The 18,005-nt window shown below is 60.8% G+C and carries 18 protein-coding genes; 12 read left to right on the plus strand and 6 right to left on the minus strand.

Annotation, left to right across the window (positions count from 1 at the left end; genetic code table 11):
* Positions 1–13: 13 nt before the first annotated feature.
* Together ABG82_RS17800 and ABG82_RS17805 are read right to left on the minus strand one after the other, a co-directional pair.
* Entirely contained in the window at positions 14–2,869 is a 2,856-nt protein-coding gene (locus ABG82_RS17800) for an MMPL/RND family transporter (protein WP_043078668.1), read from the minus strand.
* Complete coding sequence (locus tag ABG82_RS17805; RefSeq protein ID WP_052511048.1) at positions 2,866–3,303, minus strand: MmpS family transport accessory protein; 438 nt, start codon at positions 3,301–3,303, stop codon at positions 2,866–2,868. The genes ABG82_RS17800 and ABG82_RS17805 overlap by 4 nt, the downstream gene beginning before the upstream one ends.
* 228 nt (positions 3,304–3,531) lie before the next feature.
* Between ABG82_RS17805 and ABG82_RS17810 the strand changes: the two genes are divergently transcribed.
* Entirely contained in the window at positions 3,532–4,179 is a 648-nt protein-coding gene (locus tag ABG82_RS17810; RefSeq protein ID WP_052511054.1) for a TetR/AcrR family transcriptional regulator, read from the plus strand.
* Here ABG82_RS17810 and ABG82_RS17815 read toward each other — a convergent pair.
* Together ABG82_RS17815 and ABG82_RS17820 are read right to left on the minus strand one after the other, a co-directional pair.
* Entirely contained in the window at positions 4,176–4,865 is a 690-nt protein-coding gene (locus tag ABG82_RS17815) for a TetR/AcrR family transcriptional regulator (RefSeq protein ID WP_054431172.1), read from the minus strand. The two genes, ABG82_RS17810 and ABG82_RS17815, sit on opposite strands and share 4 nt — an antisense overlap.
* Before the next feature lie 176 nt (positions 4,866–5,041).
* Positions 5,042–5,956 (minus strand): LysR family transcriptional regulator, encoded by a 915-nt coding sequence (locus ABG82_RS17820; RefSeq protein ID WP_052511050.1) that lies wholly within the window; start codon positions 5,954–5,956, stop codon positions 5,042–5,044.
* A gap of 345 nt (positions 5,957–6,301) precedes the next feature.
* On the opposite strand from ABG82_RS17820, the gene ABG82_RS17825 reads away from it, so the two are divergent.
* The 11 genes from ABG82_RS17825 (at position 6,302) to ABG82_RS17875 (ending at position 16,232) form a co-directional block, all read left to right on the plus strand.
* A complete protein-coding gene (locus ABG82_RS17825) occupies positions 6,302–6,904 on the plus strand; it encodes an HdeD family acid-resistance protein (protein WP_043078671.1) in 603 nt (200 codons plus the stop codon).
* 64 nt (positions 6,905–6,968) lie between these two features.
* Complete coding sequence (locus ABG82_RS17830) at positions 6,969–8,435, plus strand: CoA transferase (protein ID WP_043078672.1); 1,467 nt, start codon at positions 6,969–6,971, stop codon at positions 8,433–8,435.
* A 57-nt stretch (positions 8,436–8,492) separates the two neighbouring features.
* Complete coding sequence (locus ABG82_RS17835; protein ID WP_043078673.1) at positions 8,493–8,909, plus strand: hypothetical protein; 417 nt, start codon at positions 8,493–8,495, stop codon at positions 8,907–8,909.
* Between the two features lie 83 nt (positions 8,910–8,992).
* Positions 8,993–9,355 (plus strand): histone-like nucleoid-structuring protein Lsr2, encoded by a 363-nt coding sequence (locus tag ABG82_RS17840; RefSeq protein WP_043078674.1) that lies wholly within the window; start codon positions 8,993–8,995, stop codon positions 9,353–9,355.
* A complete protein-coding gene (locus ABG82_RS17845; protein ID WP_174544335.1) occupies positions 9,352–10,038 on the plus strand; it encodes a hypothetical protein in 687 nt (228 codons plus the stop codon). The genes ABG82_RS17840 and ABG82_RS17845 overlap by 4 nt, the downstream gene beginning before the upstream one ends.
* A gap of 7 nt (positions 10,039–10,045) precedes the next feature.
* Positions 10,046–11,218 carry an MlaD family protein gene (locus ABG82_RS17850; RefSeq protein ID WP_043078675.1) on the plus strand — a complete coding sequence of 391 codons (1,173 nt, stop codon included), beginning with the start codon at positions 10,046–10,048 and terminating at the stop codon, positions 11,216–11,218.
* On the plus strand, positions 11,215–12,216 hold the full coding sequence (locus tag ABG82_RS17855) for an MlaD family protein (RefSeq protein ID WP_043078676.1): 1,002 nt from the start codon (positions 11,215–11,217) through the stop codon (positions 12,214–12,216). Before ABG82_RS17850 ends, ABG82_RS17855 begins: the two co-directional genes overlap by 4 nt.
* A complete protein-coding gene (locus ABG82_RS17860; protein WP_043078677.1) occupies positions 12,204–13,205 on the plus strand; it encodes an MlaD family protein in 1,002 nt (333 codons plus the stop codon). The genes ABG82_RS17855 and ABG82_RS17860 overlap by 13 nt, the downstream gene beginning before the upstream one ends.
* Positions 13,199–14,305, plus strand: a complete 1,107-nt coding sequence (locus tag ABG82_RS17865) for an MlaD family protein (RefSeq protein ID WP_052511051.1) — start codon at positions 13,199–13,201, stop codon at positions 14,303–14,305. The genes ABG82_RS17860 and ABG82_RS17865 overlap by 7 nt, the downstream gene beginning before the upstream one ends.
* A gap of 35 nt (positions 14,306–14,340) precedes the next feature.
* Positions 14,341–15,282, plus strand: a complete 942-nt coding sequence (locus ABG82_RS17870; RefSeq protein WP_157847528.1) for an MlaD family protein — start codon at positions 14,341–14,343, stop codon at positions 15,280–15,282.
* Positions 15,279–16,232: an MlaD family protein gene (locus tag ABG82_RS17875; protein WP_043078679.1), complete on the plus strand. Its 954-nt coding sequence runs from the start codon at positions 15,279–15,281 to the stop codon at positions 16,230–16,232. Before ABG82_RS17870 ends, ABG82_RS17875 begins: the two co-directional genes overlap by 4 nt.
* Positions 16,233–16,251: 19 nt before the next feature.
* Here the strand turns inward: ABG82_RS17875 and ABG82_RS17880 are convergent, their stop codons facing one another.
* Together ABG82_RS17880 and ABG82_RS17885 are read right to left on the minus strand one after the other, a co-directional pair.
* Positions 16,252–17,130, minus strand: coding sequence for an MlaE family ABC transporter permease (locus ABG82_RS17880; RefSeq protein ID WP_052511055.1), 879 nt, complete (start codon positions 17,128–17,130; stop codon positions 16,252–16,254).
* Positions 17,127–17,945, minus strand: coding sequence for an MlaE family ABC transporter permease (locus ABG82_RS17885; protein WP_062826696.1), 819 nt, complete (start codon positions 17,943–17,945; stop codon positions 17,127–17,129). The genes ABG82_RS17880 and ABG82_RS17885 overlap by 4 nt, the downstream gene beginning before the upstream one ends.
* Positions 17,946–18,005 lie beyond the last annotated feature (60 nt).

Consider the following 18,005-nt stretch of genomic DNA (forward strand, 5'->3'; position numbering starts at 1 on the left):
CATTCCTTTCGAGTCATTGACCTACGAGCGCGGGCATGGGCGCGGTAACAGGATCGTGAGGAGCGGGCCTGCTCCTGACCTTCAGCGGCCACCAGAACCACCGGCCGAGCAGCGCCGCGACGGACGGTGTGATCAGCGAGCGGACTACAAAGGTATCGAACAGCAGTCCGAGGCCGATGGTGGTGCCGATCTGCCCGACAGAGCGCAGGTCGCTGGCGATCATCGAGATCATCGTGAACGCGAAGACCATTCCCGCCGCGGTCACCACGCCGCCGGTGGCGCCCATGGCACGGATGAGTCCGGTCTTCAACCCGCCGCCGATCTCCTCCTTCATCCGGGAAACCACCAGCAAGTTGTAGTCGGATCCCACTGCCAGTAGCACGATCACAGACATCGCGATCACCAGCCACTGCAGCTCGATGCCCAAGATGTATTGCCAGATAAGGACAGAGAGACCGAATGAGGCGGCCAACGACAGCACCACGGTGCCCACGATCACCAGAGAAGCAACAAAAGCCCGGGTGATCAACAACATCACGATGAAGATCAAGATGATCGCGGCGAGCGCCGCAATGAACAGGTCGTAATGCGCCCCTTCTTGTATGTCCTTGTAGGTGGCCGCGGTGCCACCCAAATAGAACTTCGCACTGGCCAGCGGAGTTCCCTTCACTGCTTCCTTGGCGGCTTCCAGCTCTGCGCTCACATGTGAAATACCTTCCAGCGTAGCTGGATCCACGTCGTGGGTGATGATGATGCGCGCGGCCTTCCCATCCGGCGAAAGCATCAGCTGCATGCCACGCTGAAAGTCCGGACTGTTGAATGCCTCCGGGGGCAGATAGAACATGTCATCGTTCTTGGCGTCGTCGAATGTCTGTCCCATGACAGCGGATGTGTCAGTCAATTGCGTTATCTGGGTCAGCATCTCGCCGAAGGTGCTGTGCAGCGTCAGGATCAGGTCCCGCACCTCGGTAGAGATGGCGATCATCGGCGGTATCTGCGCGGCGATCTGCGGCGTCAACACCCCGAGCTTGTCCATCTGGTCGGCCAGCGCCCGGGTGTTGTCCGACAACTTGTCGAATCCATCAAGCGCACCGAATATCGATCGCATGGACCAGCACGCCGGGATGTCGAAACAGTGCTTTTCCCAATAGAAGTAGTTACGCAATGGCCTGAAGAAGTCATCGAAGTCCGCGATCTGGTCCCGAAGTTCGGACATGGTGGTTTGCATGTCACGCGTGGCACCCGCCGCACCGCGGGTGGTATCGGACAATTGAACCGTCAGATCATGGAGCCGCTCCATGATCGCGATAATGGACGTCAGGTGGTCGGCCATCTTCAGGGTGTCATCGAGTCGTGCCCGCATGAATTGCAAGTTTTCCCGCATGGATACGCCTTGCACGCTCATCTGAAATGGCACCGACCCGTGCTCCATCGGCGGCCCGAGCGGCCGGGTGATGCTCTGCACCCGGGCAATTCCCGGGACCCGGAAGACGTTCTTGGCGATTCTGTCGAGTACCAGCATGTCTCGAGGGTTTCGCAAGTCGTGATCGGATTCGACCATGAGCATGTCGGGATTCATTCTGGCCGAGGTGAAATGTTCTTCGGCCGCCGCGTAACCCACATTGGCGGGGACATCGGCCGGTAGATAGTGACGGTTGTCGTAGTTGGTCCGATAGCCCGGCAGGGCGAGCACACCCACAAGTGCCACTGCCGTGGCAGAGGCCAGAATGGGTAACGGCCACCGGACGATGGCCGCCCCGAGCTTGCGCCAACCCCGAGTCTTGTTTTCCCGCTTGGGGTCCAAGAGCCCAAACCTGCTGCTGACGACAAGCACCGCCGGCGCGAAGGACAGCGCCATGGCAAGAATGGCCACCATCCCCAGCGTGCAGGGAATGGCCAGCGTGTTGAAGTAGTTCAGCCGGGTGAAATGCAAACACATCATCGCACCGGCAATCGTCAACCCAGAGCCGAGGATGACGTGGGTGACACTGGATAGTGTTGTGTAGTAGGCGGTCTCTCGGTCCTCCCCCCCATTGCGCGCCTCGTGATAGCGGCCCACCAGGAAAATCCAGTAATCCGTACCGGCGGCGATGGCCAGCGCGGTAAGGATGCTGACGACGAAGGTGGACAGTCCGAAGGCATGCACCGACCCGAGTACCGCGATGAGCCCGCGCGCCAGACTCATCTCGGTAAGAACCACAACCAATGCGATGACGGTAGAGACAACGGACCGATAGACCACCAAGAGCATGATCGCGATCACCACCAGGGTCACCAGCGTCATCTTGGTCATGCTCTTGTCCCCGGCCTCGTTGGTATCGGCGACCAACGCCGCCTGACCGGTCACATGGGCCCTGATACCGGCGGGTGGATTCGATTCCTCAACGATGTGACGCACGGCGTCAACAGATTCCACCCCCCGGGTAGAGCCCTGGTTTCCCGCCAGGTGCACCTGCACGTAAGCCGCCTTGCCGTCCTCGCTCTGAGAACCCGCAGAGGTGATCCGGTCACCCCAGAAGTCCTGCACGTGTTCGACATGCTCGGTGTCACGCTCGAGTCGCTGCACCAGTTCGCCGTAGTAACGGTGAGCCATGTCGCCGAGCGGACCATCGCCCTCCAGCACGACCATCAACACGCTGTCAGAGCTGAATTCGCCGAACTTCTCGCCGATGTGTTTCATCGCGATCACCGACGGCGCGTCTTGCGGCGACAGTGACACGGCGTTGTTCTTGCCGACAATCTCCAACTTCGGCACCAGCAGGTTTGTGGCTGCCGCTGCCGCCAACCAGAACAGGATGACCGGCACGGACAGTATGCGCACCCACCGCGCATAGCGTGGCCTCCGCAGGTGCCCATGGGTGCCGCTCATGCCGCTTTGACCAGGCATGATGTCGACGCACCGTAACCACCAGCCATTTGTTCGTCACGCAGCTCACCGTTGACGGTAATGCGGCATCCCAGTGCCGAACCATCGCCCTGCGCAATGATGTTCGCGAAAACACTGGGAACGGTGGTGGTGAGCGTGCGCGTCCACGGCAATGCCGTGAAACGCGCCTCCCGAGACTCGGCACGCTCATCGATATAGCTGATCAGCCCCGAAGCATCGGCCGGGCCATAAATCTCGTAGGTCACGTACTTGGGGACAGTCGACACGATGTTCTCTCCGCGAACCTCGCCATTCACGCGTAGGCCGGACCCGAACTTGCCGTGGAAGCGGTGGATTACCAGCCCGCCGACCCCAGCTACCGCGACGATCACCAGCACAATCCACATTCGCCGCAGTGCGCTCAATAGCCTCGTCACAGCACGCTCCCGCAGCGGGGCTCTGCGCAAATCACACTGCGTCCATGCGCTTTTCGATCTTCAGCCGACACCATGAGGGTTGACCTTACGGGCATAAGCTTACAACTGTAAAGTGGAGTAGGTCACGTTGCGTCTCGACGAGAAACAGGAGCGAAAACCGCCATGCGCGAACACCGTCGGGCCCACACGAACGAAGAAAGATAACTTTACGGGTGTTAACATATGGATATGGTTCAGCAAGCCCGCCAGCGCAATTCGCGAGGTCAGGGTGCGCTCTTGCGTAACGAGATCTTGTCCGCCGCCACTCGGGTCATCGACGACGCGCAGACAGAGGGCGAGGTCTCGCTGCGCAGCATTGCCCGCGCCGCCGGGATCGCCGCGCCCTCTGTCTACTCGCATTTCGATGACCGCGACGATGTTCTCGACGCGGTCGCCGAGTCGAGCTGGGCACAGGTGTGTGATGAGATCACCGCGCACAGCAGCACGGGCGACACTCCCCGCAATCGCCTCGTGCTGGGATGCCAGGCGTATGTGTCCTTCGCACAGCGATATCCGATGCGGTACGCCCTGATGACTCAGTCCGCTGGGATCCCGGCGGCCGCCAGGCAAGCGCTTGAAATCGTGACTCGCGCCCTGCTCGCATGCCGTGCCGAGCAGGGACCGCAGGGCGCGGCATCAGGCAAGATCGCCGCGGCATTCTCGGTGGCGCTGCATGGCGTCGCCATGTTGCATCGCAGCGACACACCCACTCTCTGGCTCAGCGATTTCAGCACCGACGAGATCATCAGCAGCCTCGTTGATTCAGCGATCCTGCAGCAGGATCAGACCAGTTCGGCGGCACGCGGGCGCGCTGGCGCCAGGCCGAAGTCGACCTAGCTACCGCCCATTCCCCAGCTGCAGATCAGCGCGTGCGCGGCACTGACGCCCGCCCCCACGAACACCGACGTCAGCTCGGCCGCCATGGCCGAGTCTGCCCCGGTATCCAGCACCGCCTTCATGTTGGCCGATACGGCCGCGGCCACCATGGACACACTCGTCATCGCGACAATTCCAGCGACCTCATCGAGCACCGGCAGCTGCGAGGCCATCTCAAGGAGGCCGATGCGAATCGTCTCATTGACGATCGACTGTCCGCCCCGCTGACTGTTAGGCCTGTTCGGGTCCAACAGCAATCGCAGTATGTACGGATGTTCCGCAACATAGGCATAGATGGGCCCGATGCGTTTACGAATGAACGCGGTAGCGTCATCCGGGTCGTAGGGTGTGCTGTCCACTGCGGATTCCACTGCCGCCCAGACCCGCGCGTATTCACGATCGAAGAGTTGAGCCAACAGTGCGTCCTTGGTCCCAAAATGGGCATAAAGCGTCTGCTTGGTAGTGCCCGACCCCTGGGCGATCTGGCTCATCGTCACCGCCCGGAAACCCACCCTCGCGACCGTGGCCAGCGCCCCATCCAGCAGTTCATCTGCGGTATGCCGCCGTCCATGCTTCTTCGGATCAAATTTGGTAACAGATTTAACCAAATCAGCTTGACTCGACAGTCTGACTGTGCTGGACTCCACAGTGTGACTATATGGTCCCCCTGTCCGAGCGCGAGGTGCATCGCGGCCGCCAGCTGAACCGGCGCCCGCGTCAAGAACAGCCCCAGCACCAAACCTAAAGCACCCAGACCGCCGGTGACCACCTCATCGCTTGACGCTGCAATTAATTCATAATTGATTTGCTAAATTAATCTAAATTAAGCCGATACAGGTGCAAATATAGAGCGCGCTGCGTAAATCAGATCATATAACTCCGGATCTGTTTCCGGCAGATCGTTGCGCCAGACTAAACTGGTAACTAGCGTCGAATCCATATCACTTATTGGTCGGCATACTTTGTTGACCGGACCGTACGCGTCGATACTATTGAACGCAGCCAGCGGCACAATCGTAAATGCGTCGCCGCGATTTATTCTATCTGCCGCCAATTCAGCGCCCGGCGGCTCAGCTCCGAGAGCTCCGGCGGCATCCAGCTTCAACTCGCTCTGCCGCCCGAACTCCGCACCCAAATCACCTTCAGGCCGTATGTAGAACATCCGGCGAAGCTCGCTCACCGAAACGGGGCGGTCAAGGCCGTACGCAGACCTGCACAGCACCGCACCCATTTCTTCCTGATAGATCACCTCGCTAAGCAGGCCTGCCGCCCCAACGGGTGGCCTGATCAGCCCAAAGGCCAGCTCGCCGCGCCGAACCCCGGCAAGAATCTCACTGCTCAACAAGGGCACAGAAGCGAGAACCGTACCCGAAGCACGGACTTCCAGATCGATCAGCTTCTTACGCAGGTCCGGATGAAGCAACGGTGGGACCCCATAGAGGACAGACCGTGCGAGATTCCTCATCGGACGCTCTGCCGCGATCCTGGGGAGTTCATCGAAGAGCGAGAGAATATGACGGGCCACCGGAACCAGACGCGCGCCATCTCTGGTCAGCTCGACGCGGCGAGTATCGCGAATAAACAATCTCACTTGCAAGGCGTGCTCCATATCCCGAATTCTCCGGCTCAGCGGAGGGAGGGAAACACAGAGCGCCTTGGCAGCCTGAGTGAAGCTCAATCTCTCCGCGACGGCGACAAAGCACCGCAGGTCGTAGATATCTGGGCGACCATGGTTCACCAGATAATGATATGGGAAGGTTAGCCGCGGTGCGCATCATTCTCCCCCGGCCGATTCTTTCAGTTTTCGAAATACAGTGTTGCTGAATTAGAAATATCGGGCCGGAGAAAGTCTCAAGTGCGCGTGATAGTTTCAGCACCCGAGCTGATTAGCTGTGCGAAGTTGTTTAATCAATGAAACCCAGACAGGGAGGGCTAAGAGAACACACTCTCTATACCTGTTGTTCACCAAATAGCCACCGTTCCATCGCGGCAGTCACTATCGCCTGACGCCATAAAAATGGGCATTGAGATTCCCCAATTCCGGGGTACTTGAGTTCTGGACATATGAGAAGGGGTTAATACAATGACCGGTACCGCCACCGATATAGACGATTCGCCGCTCAAGCGCTTCGCAAAGAACGCATGGCTCTACGTTCTGGGGCTCGGAGTTGCCGCGATTGCTGCTGGCGCCATCATCTTGGCCTGGCCTGGGCAAACATTACTTGTGCTGGGAGTCTTTTTTGGACTCTATCTTCTGCTCAGCGGTCTGGTCGAAATCGTTCTCGCCTTCGCGCCGCATCTACGGGGCTGGACGCGGTTTGTCAGTGTCATCACGGGCGCACTGTCAATCGTCCTCGGTGTCATCTGCCTGCGTGATCAACTGGAGTCTGTTCTCCTTCTGGCCGTTTGGATTGGTGCGGGCTGGATCATCACCGGCATCGGCCGGGTGGTGGCCGGCTTCGCCAGCCGCGAGCCGGGCAGCGGCTGGTCTGTGCTCCTCGGCGTAGTGCTCGCCGCCGGCGGCATCGTGCTGATCGTCTACCCTGCCGACTCCATCGCAACGCTCGCACTCATATCCGGAATCTGGCTAATTGTTATCGGCATCGCACAGGTGATCGATGGCATTCAACTCAAGCGCCGCACCGGACAGGTCAGAGACTTCATCGAAAGCCATTTCCAAGATTAATGCACCCCATTATTTGATCCTCCACCACAACCAGTCGACAGCCATGAGGAGTGTGTAGAAAGCAATGACTTCCGTCCCCATCCCTCGAGATTTGACCACCGCACCGGATATCTCGGCAGATTTCACCAAACTGCTCGGCGAGCTGCAGCTCGATATCGCCGACACCGGCGGAGAAGTGACCTTCACCGGCCAGGATCCCATCCTGCCTAGCAACCATAGGCTCGGGGCCATCATGGCCATGGGCATGATGGCCCCGGCCGTCGCCACCCAGATCCTGTATCGGCTTCGAGGCGGACCGGAGCAGGACCTGTCGGTAGATCTGCGCCGGGCCGTGGCACACATCAATCCGACCTACAACTTCTCTCCCACTGTCGGCGGGTACGCGATGCTTCCCGCCGCGGCGACCGCGAATCCGTTCGGTTTCAGCATCTACCCCACCAAGGACGATCGCTGGTATCTGCCGACCGCGGTCTATCCGAAGGCCCTTCTGCAATGGCTGGGCTTGCTGAAGTCCGGATTCGATGCGAAGTCGGTAGGTCAGGCGATCGGCCAATGGAACGCCCAGGATCTAGAGGACGCCGCCGGCGCCCAGGGCATGATCGGCGCGATGTGCCGCACCCCAGAGGAGTGGTACGCACATCCACAGGGTCAGTATCTGGCGCAGACGCCGATGATCGAGATCGTCAAGATCGGTGATTCGGACCCAGAGCTACCTGCCCTGACCCATCCGAACCGGCCCTTGTCGGGTATCAAGGCCGCCGCCATGACGCATGTCATCGCCGGACCGGTGGTCGGGCGCGTCCTCGCTGAACAAGGCGCCCAGGTGCTCGACCTGTCCAACCCCGCCGTGGAGTACGAAGCTCTGGTCGAGGACTGTCATCTGGGTGCGCGGTCCACATGGTCCGACCTGAACCAACAGAAGTACAAGGATCAGGCGTTCCGTTTGATCAAGGATGCCGACGTCTTCGTCGAAAACTATCGCGGGCGCAAGATCGCGAACTTCGGGTTCTCGCCGGAGGCGGTCGCCGAAGCCAGGCCCGGAATCATCTACACATCAATCCGTGGGTTCGGCTGGGAAGGGCCGTGGATCGATCGGGGCGGTTTCGATATGGACGCCAACTGCGTTACGGGCTACACCACGCTGGAGGGCTCGCCCGAGAAACCGTTGCTGCCACCGACAGTGATCCTCAATGACTACCTGGCAGGTTATCTCACCAGCGCGGGAGTTCTTGCGGCACTGATACTTCGGGCGAAACACGGGGGTAGCTACCACGTGCGTACTTCGTTGTCGCGCTTCTCGATGTGGTACTCCGAGCTGGGCGTGTTCAACCCGGACTATGTCACGGAGTCTCTGAAGAAGCCCGAGCACCAGCCGATTCTGCCCGACGGACTGGAATTGAGTTCCGCGTTCGGACGGCACGTTCGCCTCGAACCCGGCATCACCTATTCGAAGACACCCGGTCATTGGGAGGGCCTCGGCGGCTACCCCGTGGTGGGTCCGCAAGGCTCTTCCGACCCAGTGTGGGTCTAGCTCGCTTTCCACCTGTTCACGAAATCCCTACCAATTACCTACCAACTAAGGAAGAACATGACACTGAAGAACCGCTTCACCGGCCTCGTCGATCGCGCGAAGCAGGGCCAGGAGCACCTGGAGGCCGCGCAAGACAAGGCCAAGGCCGACCTGCAGCAGGACGTCGATGCCGCCAAGGCCAAGGCCAAGGCTCACCACGAAAAGGTGGAGGCCAAGGTGGACGCGGCCGAGGACAAGGCGAGCTCTGCCTGGTCCGATCTGAAAGACAGCTGGAATAACCATGTTTCGAAGGTGAAGAGTGACTTCAGCGCCAAGGAGGCCAAGCTCGACGCCAAACTCGCCGCCCAAGAGGCCGACCTCGCCGAGTCCGATGCCTCATATGCGATAGACGTTGCGCTCTCGGCAATTGAGGAAGCCGAGGACGCCGTTGTCTACGCGATCTATGCCCGCAAGTATTCCGACGATCTGGCCTAGCCGCCACTAGCGCGGATTGGCACAGCGCCCGGTGACTGCTTCGTCGGCAGTCACCGGGCGCCCCCACAGAAGAGGCCCCCACTATGGCGAAACGAGTAACCGTCACTCTCATCGACGATCTCGACGGCGTGGCACGTGCTGACGAGACCGTTGAGTTCGAGCTCGATGGCATTTCTTACGCCATCGACTTGTCTGCCCGGAACGCGGAACGTCTGCGCGACGAACTGTCGATATGGGTCGATCATGCTCGCCGGCTGCATCCGCAGACACCTCGTGGCCAGCAGCCCGGTCCGCGCCGCCGCACCACGATGGACCGTCTTCGCGGAAAAGCTATTCGCGAATGGGCGCAGCGCAACGGGCGTCCCGTGGCTGACCACGGCCGCATCTCGACAGAGATCATCGACGCGTACCAACAAGAGACGAAGCTGACGGGGCAAGACCAGTGACCACCGAAATGAAGTCCGCTGCGCCACAACAGGACAGCCCCGAAAACCCAAATGCTTCCGCCGGCGAGCCAGACGCAGCTGCCGATGTGAACGACACCAAAGAGACCCCAGAAGGTGATGCCGACCTGCTGCGGCGCGTGTTCGGGGTCCTCTTGCGGCGTTCCCTGATCTTCTCGGTGTTGCTTGTCGCGGCTGCCGTGACAATCGGAGCACTCGCCTGGTACCTGCACAGCAGCCAACGCTCCGAACAGCAGGCGCGTGCCGCGCTGACGTCGGCACGAGAGGCCACGAGTGCCCGGCAACGGGCCGAACAAATCGCCCTCGACTACTCACGCGGCGCTGCCGAGATGGACTTCAAGGACATTCCCGGCTGGACGAAGCGGTTGACCACCAACACTTCTCCGGAGCTGACCAAGAAGCTCAAAGACGCGGCCGCATCGATGGAACAAATCGTCGTCCCCCTGCAGTGGGTATCCACGCCAACGCCGATAACCTCTGCGGTGCGTTCCGAGCGAGACGGGATATACGTGGTCAACAGCTTTCTCAGCGTCATGACCAAGAACGTCCAGGCCCCCAACGGAGTTCAATCAACCGCTACCTACACCGTCACCATCAACGCAAAGGACAACTGGGTTATCACCGACGTCGGCGGGGTCGACTCGGCCATGAGAGCGGGAAAGTAGTAGCCAGATGTCCGAACTGTTGGCAGGTAACCAGGACCGTCAGAACCGGGTCATGCGACGCACCGGCCTCGCCGTCCTCGCGCTGACGATCGCAATGGTGGTCATTGTCGCCGCCATACCGTCATGGAAATCGCGGCGCACCGTCGAGATCACGCTATCGACACCCGTTGTCGGCCAGGGTATTCGTGACCACTCCCCCGTGATGTTACGTGGGGTTGTCATCGGAACGGTCACGTCGATCCGGCGCAACGATGCCGTTTCGGAGTTGACCCTGGGCGTCGATAAGGACGTGGCACAGGGGCTCAACGACTCCTTGGGGTACGACTTCCGTCCCGCCAACATGCTCGGAAAATCGGTTGTGAATCTCATACCCCGCGGCTCGGGCAGCCCGGTGACCGACGGGCAGCGCATCGCACGAAGCCCCGAGGCCAATGCCACCATGGCACAGCTGCTGAGCAACACCGCCACGGTCATCAACGGGGTTGTCACCGACACGATGGTCAAATCCATCTTGCGCACAGTGCAATACACCAACGCACTGATGCCGCTCATCGAGACCGGGTTTGTCTTCACAAACCTCCTGCTGCAAACCCAGACTGTCGACGCCGGAAGCACCATGCGCAAGTTGGGCACGCTGCTGCAGCCGTTGCCGGGTCTGACCGAGGTCATGCTGACGACGCAGCACAACATGTACACGCTCAAGGGACGAGAAGCACTCATCGAACGCTGGCCCGACGTGTTATCGGTGCTGACGCTGGTCCAGGGTGACGGTCTGCTGGGTCCTGCGGCCGTGGCATTGGCGCGCCCACGTGTGGCCGCGGGCCCGGCCACCGAGATCGCGCGATCCTTCGCCGACTCGCTGAGCACCCAACTGGAGTTCTCCCGTGGCGGAGTGCGCATCGACAGATTGCTGGCCGGTCTGCAGACTGCCTACTCAGCAGCCGATCCCAATGACGAGGGCGCCAAGGCGGTCAAGCTTCGCGTCATGCTCGAACCCCTACCGGTGTTCCAGTCCACGCTCCCCCCGCTGTCCACCGGACCCGACGGCACCGGCGGTCCGGCGGCCGCCGGTGAGCCGTACCCACCAGGCGCTCTGCCTGCGGGACCGGCGGGCCCCGGCGACCAGCCGGACACCGGCCCGCAGTGGGCCCACGCCCATCAGCCGGGGGCGGGCCAATGAGCTCCGTGAAAAAGTCGCTGATCGGCTTACTTGTCGCCGCGCTCTGTTCCGCCCTGGCTTATGTGCTCATCGTCAACGGCATCCGCAATCCGATAGCAGGTGAAACCGCGCAATACAGTGCGACATTCGATGACGTGTCCGGCCTGCGTCCCGGCTCCGATGTCCGCAGGTATGGAGTCCAGGTGGGCAAGGTGACATCCATCAAGATCGCCCGTGCGGGTGATACCAATCTTGCCCAGGTGGACCTGGAGCTGGCCACTAGCCAAAACATCACCACCGCGTCCCACCTCGCGGTGAAGTTCCAGAACCTGGCCGGCGTCCGATTCATAGACATCAGTGACGAGAACATCCCCAACCCACAACCCATCTCCCGGGTCCCCTTGGGACAGACGACGGGTTCATTCGATATCACGGCCATCTTCCAGGGACTGGCGCCGGTGTTCCGTACACTCGAGCCGGCTGACGTGAACGAGTTGACCGACAAGCTCACCGTCTTCCTCAACGGGGACGGCACCGGCACAGCCGATCTCCTGAGCAGCCTCAGCGCAATCGCGGACAAGGCCGCCAACAAGCAGATAGCTCTCAAGGCCCTGGTGCAGAATCTATCCGTCACCGCCCAGAAAGCACAGGGTAAGACGGAGAAGCTCTTTCAAGTCCTGACGAACATCAGCAACATGGTGACAAGCCTGAGCTCCATACAGGACAAATTCATCGAGCTCGCGCAGTACGGGCCGAATTTCGCCATCGCCGCCAATCGGATGACTTCCCTGTTCCGCGGAGACGAGAAGACCGATTTCAACGCCAAATTCGATGTGCTGCGGGCGAATCTATACCGCGTGCCCGAATTCTTCGAACGTCTCCCCGGTTTCTACAACGGGCTCAAGCCCATCATGGATGATCCGGGCAGCGATTTCGGTTGCCTCAACGGAACGATGGCGGTGCCGCCCATGCTCAAGGTGTTCATGAGCGGCCAGCAGGTGACGCTATGCCGACGCTAAGAAAGCGGATCGGCGGGCTGTTCAACGGCCAGGATCGACGACACAAGGTGTTCGGCGTGCTGGTCTGCCTGCTGCTGGGCGTGGCCATCGCGGGGCTCGGGGCAACCCAGGTATGGCAGCTCAATCATCGAACGGTCACCTTCGCCATCAGCGACGGCGCCGCGATCAAGCCCGGCGACGAAGTGAAGGTGGCGGGATGGCCGGTGGGCAAGGTCGATTCCGTGCGACTGGTCAACGACAATGTCACTGTTCAGGTGTCTGTTGACAACGACATCTACCTCGGCGACCAAACATCGGTCGAAGTCCGCATGATCACGGCGGCCGGCGGGTACTACGTTGACCTGCTCTCGGCCGGAGACAAGCCATTGGGAAATAACATGATTCCCGCCTCCCGCGCCCGACCGCCGTATCGCCTACCCGAGCTCCTGGGCTTTGGAACCGAAAAGGTCAAGGACATCGACGTCAGCCAATTGGGGCCAAGCCTCGACCGGCTGACCACCATGATGGATGCCAGCCCCAACGGCATCGCAACCATGGTCGACGCCATGAAAAAGGTGTCGGACATCGTCACCCACCAGAAAAGCCAGCTGCAAACAATGCTGGACGTCGGCCAGGAACTCACCCGCACCGCCGCCAAGAACCAGGAACACATGAACGAGGTGCTGCACAAGGCAGCCATTCTCATCACGATCGTCGACAATGTGAAAGTTCAACTGCAGCAGGCATTGCCGCCGCTACTCAAGGCCGTCAAGACGGTGATGGGCGTGGCCAACTTTTATGACTCACACCGCGACTGGCTGCTTGACATCCTGCAGCGGACCACGAACGCGTTGAACGTCGTCAACACCGACTTTCCCCGGATGATCTGGAACCTGGGCAATTTTGTGAATGACATACGGAGCATGATTTCCCCCAAGGGTCCACAGCCCATCGAGGATCATCTGCTCGCGTCAGATTTTTGTGTCCCGATGCCGGGGCGTTCATGCTGACCCCGACCCCGACCAGGCGCCGCGCCAGAACACTACTCACCGTGGTGTTCTCGGCAGGGCTACTCGCCACCTCGTCGAGCTGCGGACTGCTGGATCGAGCGCCGAAGACCACCGGATACTGCGCCGTGCTCTCCGATGCCACCGGTTTGTACCGGGGTAATCCGGTCACCCGCAAGGGCGTCCGGATCGGAAGGATTCAGGACGTGGTTTCCGGCACCATGTCAGTGCGGGTCAACTTCTCGATCGATACCGACGCCGCCGTACCGGAGTTGGTCACCGCGGTCAGCCGCGCGCCCTCCATCCTCGCCGACCGTAGTCTTGAGCTGATCAACGGCGACCCCACCGCCGGCCGTCTCACACCCGGAGCGTGTATTCCCCTGGAACGAACGGCGGTCGCAAAGACCATGGCCGAGAGCGCGTCGGCGATGACGGGACTGCTGAGCCAGCTCACCGACGAAGGCCGGGGAGACAACCTCAACCGCGCTCTCGGATCGTTGAGTACCCAGTTGAAGGGCAATGGGGCCGTCATTCGCGACAGCGTCACCAACATCGTGGGCGCGATGGACGCCCAGCCGCCCTCCCTGGACTACCTGCTCCAAAATGCCTCGGATTCCCTGTCCACACTCAACGCGAACTCCGATGACATGAACACGGTGCTTGCACACGCCGTCTCGGCCATGTCGCTCTCCGCTCGCACTCTCATGCCGACCTTGTACGGAATCCTTGGCCCACAGGTCAATACGCTCACGCGGATGGCCTACGACATGGCAACCGAGTACCGCGGCGAGCTATGGGCGTCCATGGATACCGCCGCCTATACGGTACGGCTCCTGTCCGAGCACACCGGTGTTTTCACCACCTATGCGGGAACCTTGCCCAACATCGCCGACGGCGTGCGAGGTTTCTACTACCGGATGCGCGCACGTCCGGAGCCGGTCAAGGCCAACCGGATCAACGCGGGCCCGCAGGACAACGGCATGGTGTGTTCGCGCATCGCGCCCGACGGGGAGGACCGCTGCGGGTACTTCTACGGCGTCCCCGAGGAAATCAACACCATTGACGTCCTCGTCAAGGTGCTCAAGGAGGGCAACCCACCGTGAGAATGCCGATTGCTACAGTGACAATCCTTGCCGTCGTGGCACTTTCCAGCTGCTCGGTGAATCCTGCGAGGATCAGGATGCCGGATACCTCCACTGACAACTTCTCGGCAACCGTCCAGTTCACCAATGCGCTCAATCTCCCCACCGGAGCCAAGGTCACGTTCGAAGGTGTGGACGTCGGCACCGTGCGCGACATAGGGCTGGGCACTGGCGTCGCGAATGTGAGGATCAGCCTGAAATCCGACGCGCAGATTCCCGGCAACGCCAATGCGGCCATCATCCAAGAAACCGTGTTGGGAGATCCCTACATTCGGCTCACCCGCCCGTCCGGTACCACCGACACTCCCGCGTTGCTCACGAACGGCGCGGTGATCACCGCCGAACACACCGTTCCCGCAACATCTGTCGAAGACATGCTGACCACGGTGTCCTCGTTCATCGGGGGTGGGTCGATTCAGCAGGTCCAGGGGTCCATGGAACGCATCAAGGAAAACCTGCCCAAGTCGGTGGAAGAGTCCCGCAGAGCAGCTTCAATCCTGACCTCCAATCTCAAAGGCGTGGCCGCCAACGGCGATCAGATCGACCGCAGCCTGGACAGCCTGAGCAAGGTCGGCGAGATAACCCGAAACCATGAGGCAGACATCCAGACCGTGCTGACGGAAGAGGGCGTCACCTACTGGGAGCGCATCGATAAGTCCGCGGATCTGATCATCCGCATCATCCCCGGCATGGGCGACATCGTGAAGAACGGGTACTGGCTGATCCCCGTGATGGACTCCGCCTCCAACGCACTGGAGCAATTCGGCGCCTCAGGTGTCGATCCGGTGCAATTCGGATGGCAACTCAACGGATTCACCAATCAGGCACTACTCCCCTTCATGGCCGATCCCAGGGTCGACATCACCGGAGTGACAAAACCCGACGGCACCACGGCGGAAACTCAATACGCACGAAAGGCGCTGGGAGTAGGCCCATGAGACGCAACGTCCTGTCCATCACGGCGCTGCTCGCCATCCTGGTGGGATCGCTGGCCGCCTACTGGCAGCAGGGAATCACCTGGTTCAGCACCACCAGGAACCGGATAGAGGCAACCCTTGTCGTGCGCGACGCGAACGGACTCCTGCCGCGCTCTCGTGTACTGCTGCGTGGCGTTCCCATCGGCGAGGTCGCCGGCGTGCGAGCCTCCGCGAACAGCGTGTCGGTGCGGTTCTGGTATCCGGCCACAGTCCGGATACCGCTCGACAGCGCATTCCAGATCGACAGCCTCTCCGTACTCGGTGAGGCCTACCTGTCGATCAAACCCAAGAGCGACACCGGTCCGGTTTTGGCCGACAATCAGCAGATCGTTGCCGACGACAAGACGGTAGCCGGCACATTCGGCGAGCAGATCGTCGCGGCCACAAGGCTGTTGAGAGACCTCGAACCGACACGCATCAACAGCATCATCGAAGAGCTGAACACCGCGTTGTCGGATGCCTCGGTGGTCCCGCTCATCGCCAAGGCCAGCACCAAGTTGCGTGATGACATTGCGAACAACAGAGACCAGCTGCGCAACATCCTCAGCCAGACCCAGACGCTGCTGCAAAACACCGGGACCGTCGAGGCCGTACTGCCGACGATGGCCGCTCCCACACTGGATTTGGGCCAGCAGATTCAGATCATGGTGGAGACCATCATTGCCTTGTTGTACGCGGGCGACTACCCCGAGTACATCGCGAACGGCACCAAGCCACTGATCAACCGGCTGATCAAATTCTCGGACGACACCAACCTGAACATGTACAACTTCACCAACCCGCTGCTACCGCCGATGCAAGCCACCGCGAGCGCCTTTGCCACGCTCGATGTCAGCAGGTTGCTTGACGCCTCGATGTCGACCGCGGAAGCGCCCGGAGCATTCACGGTGCACGTCACGCCCGCACAATGAACAGTGATTCCGAGAATCTCTAACCGCGGAATGTGTACGACGGAACAAGTCCCCACAGCAAAATCGTGATGACCATATCGAGCAGGATGATAACTACAAGGCTTGCCCGCACCGCCCGCCCACTTGCCACGCCTATACCCGATGGGCCGCCGTCAGAAAAGAATCCGTAATAGCAGTGGATAATTGTCACCGCCGCGGTAAATATGAGGACCTTGACGGTGGCGAAAGCAATATCCCGGGGATCGACGAACTGAATGAAGTAGTGGTTGTACGTGCCCACGGACTGCCCCCGGGCGACCGTCACGAGCACTCTGCTGACGATGAAGCTCAGCAGTAGCGTGACCAGGAACGCGGGCACCACGCACAGCATCCCGCCGACGAGCCGCGTGCCCACCACAAACGGGATCGACCGGATGCCCAACGCCTCAAGTGCGTCCAGCTCCTCCGATGACCGCATGGCGCCGACTTCGGCAGTCATGCGACAACCGGCTTGCGCCGCAAACGCCACGCCGGCGGCAATCGGGGCCATCTCTCGCACACTGGCCAAGCCGCCAACCGCTCCTGTCAGCGCACCAAAACCGACGGAATCCAGCCCGGCATAGGTCTCAATCGCCATCACCGCACCAATCGCAAAGCCCAGCAGCAGCATGGTGGAGACCACGCCGCCGCGCACCAGCACGCCTCGTCCCCAGGCCAGGTTGTACAGCACGCTCAAGGTTTGCTTGCCATACACCCGCATGGTCGCCGGTAGGTACCACACCGACTGCCCCACGAAAATGACGAAACGTCCCAGATGGGTCAGCCAGTCCTGGACCGGGCGCACCACGAGCCGCTCCACCAGGGCAGGTTCCGCGCTCGGCGTCCCGTCGGGGCCGGTACCCGACACGGATGCCGTCATGCCGACGGTCCCTCGGCCCATACGTTCTGGACCTGTGTCAAGACCAGGACCGCGAACACACTGGCCACGATGCTCAGTACCACCGCAGCATTGACCGACTCGGCCACTTCCCGCGGGCCGCCGCGTGTCTCCATACCCCGCAGGCTGCTGATGACGACCACCAGCAGGCCGCTCACCAAGACCTTCGCCAAGGCAAAGATCAAATCGGTGGTGGTGGCATAGGTCCCGAAAGACGACCAGAAACTGCCGGGACTCACATTGCCGAATGTGACCGCCACCAAGTACGCCGAGCCCAGTCCAACCAGGATGACCGTGGCCAGAATCATCGGCGCGACGACGAACATCGCGAGCAACCGCGGCACCACCAGACGCTGAACCGGATCAATACCCAACACGCGCATCGCGTCGATTTCCTCGCGTACCGACCTGGAGGCCAGATCGGATGCGATGGCCGAGGCCGCTGCACCACCCATCAGCAACGCCGCACAGATCGGTGCACCTTGACGCAGGATGCCGATGCCTGCCACGGCCCCCGTCATCGACTGCGCCCCCACATCGTTGAGCAGACCCCCGATCTGGAGGTTGACGATCACACCGAAAGGGATCGCCATCAGCAGGGCCGGAAGCGCCGTGACCGTGTACAGAAACCAGGCCTGCTGTATCACGTCACCCAGGGGCAATCGCAATCGCACAACATCGGTGATGAGATGCCGCAGCGCCGATACCGAAAGCACCGCCGTGCGCCCTAGCGTTGCGAAACTCGACCCGAATGTTCCTGTCGATTTATGGCAGGCGGACAGGGAATCGGCTTTCACGAACCGACCCTAAGTCACCAGCATTAATTGGACAACCTGGATACCCAGATTATTCCGGTT

It is taken from the genome of Mycobacteroides immunogenum (genome assembly GCF_001605725.1).
GTDB classification, from domain to species: domain Bacteria; phylum Actinomycetota; class Actinomycetes; order Mycobacteriales; family Mycobacteriaceae; genus Mycobacterium; species Mycobacterium immunogenum.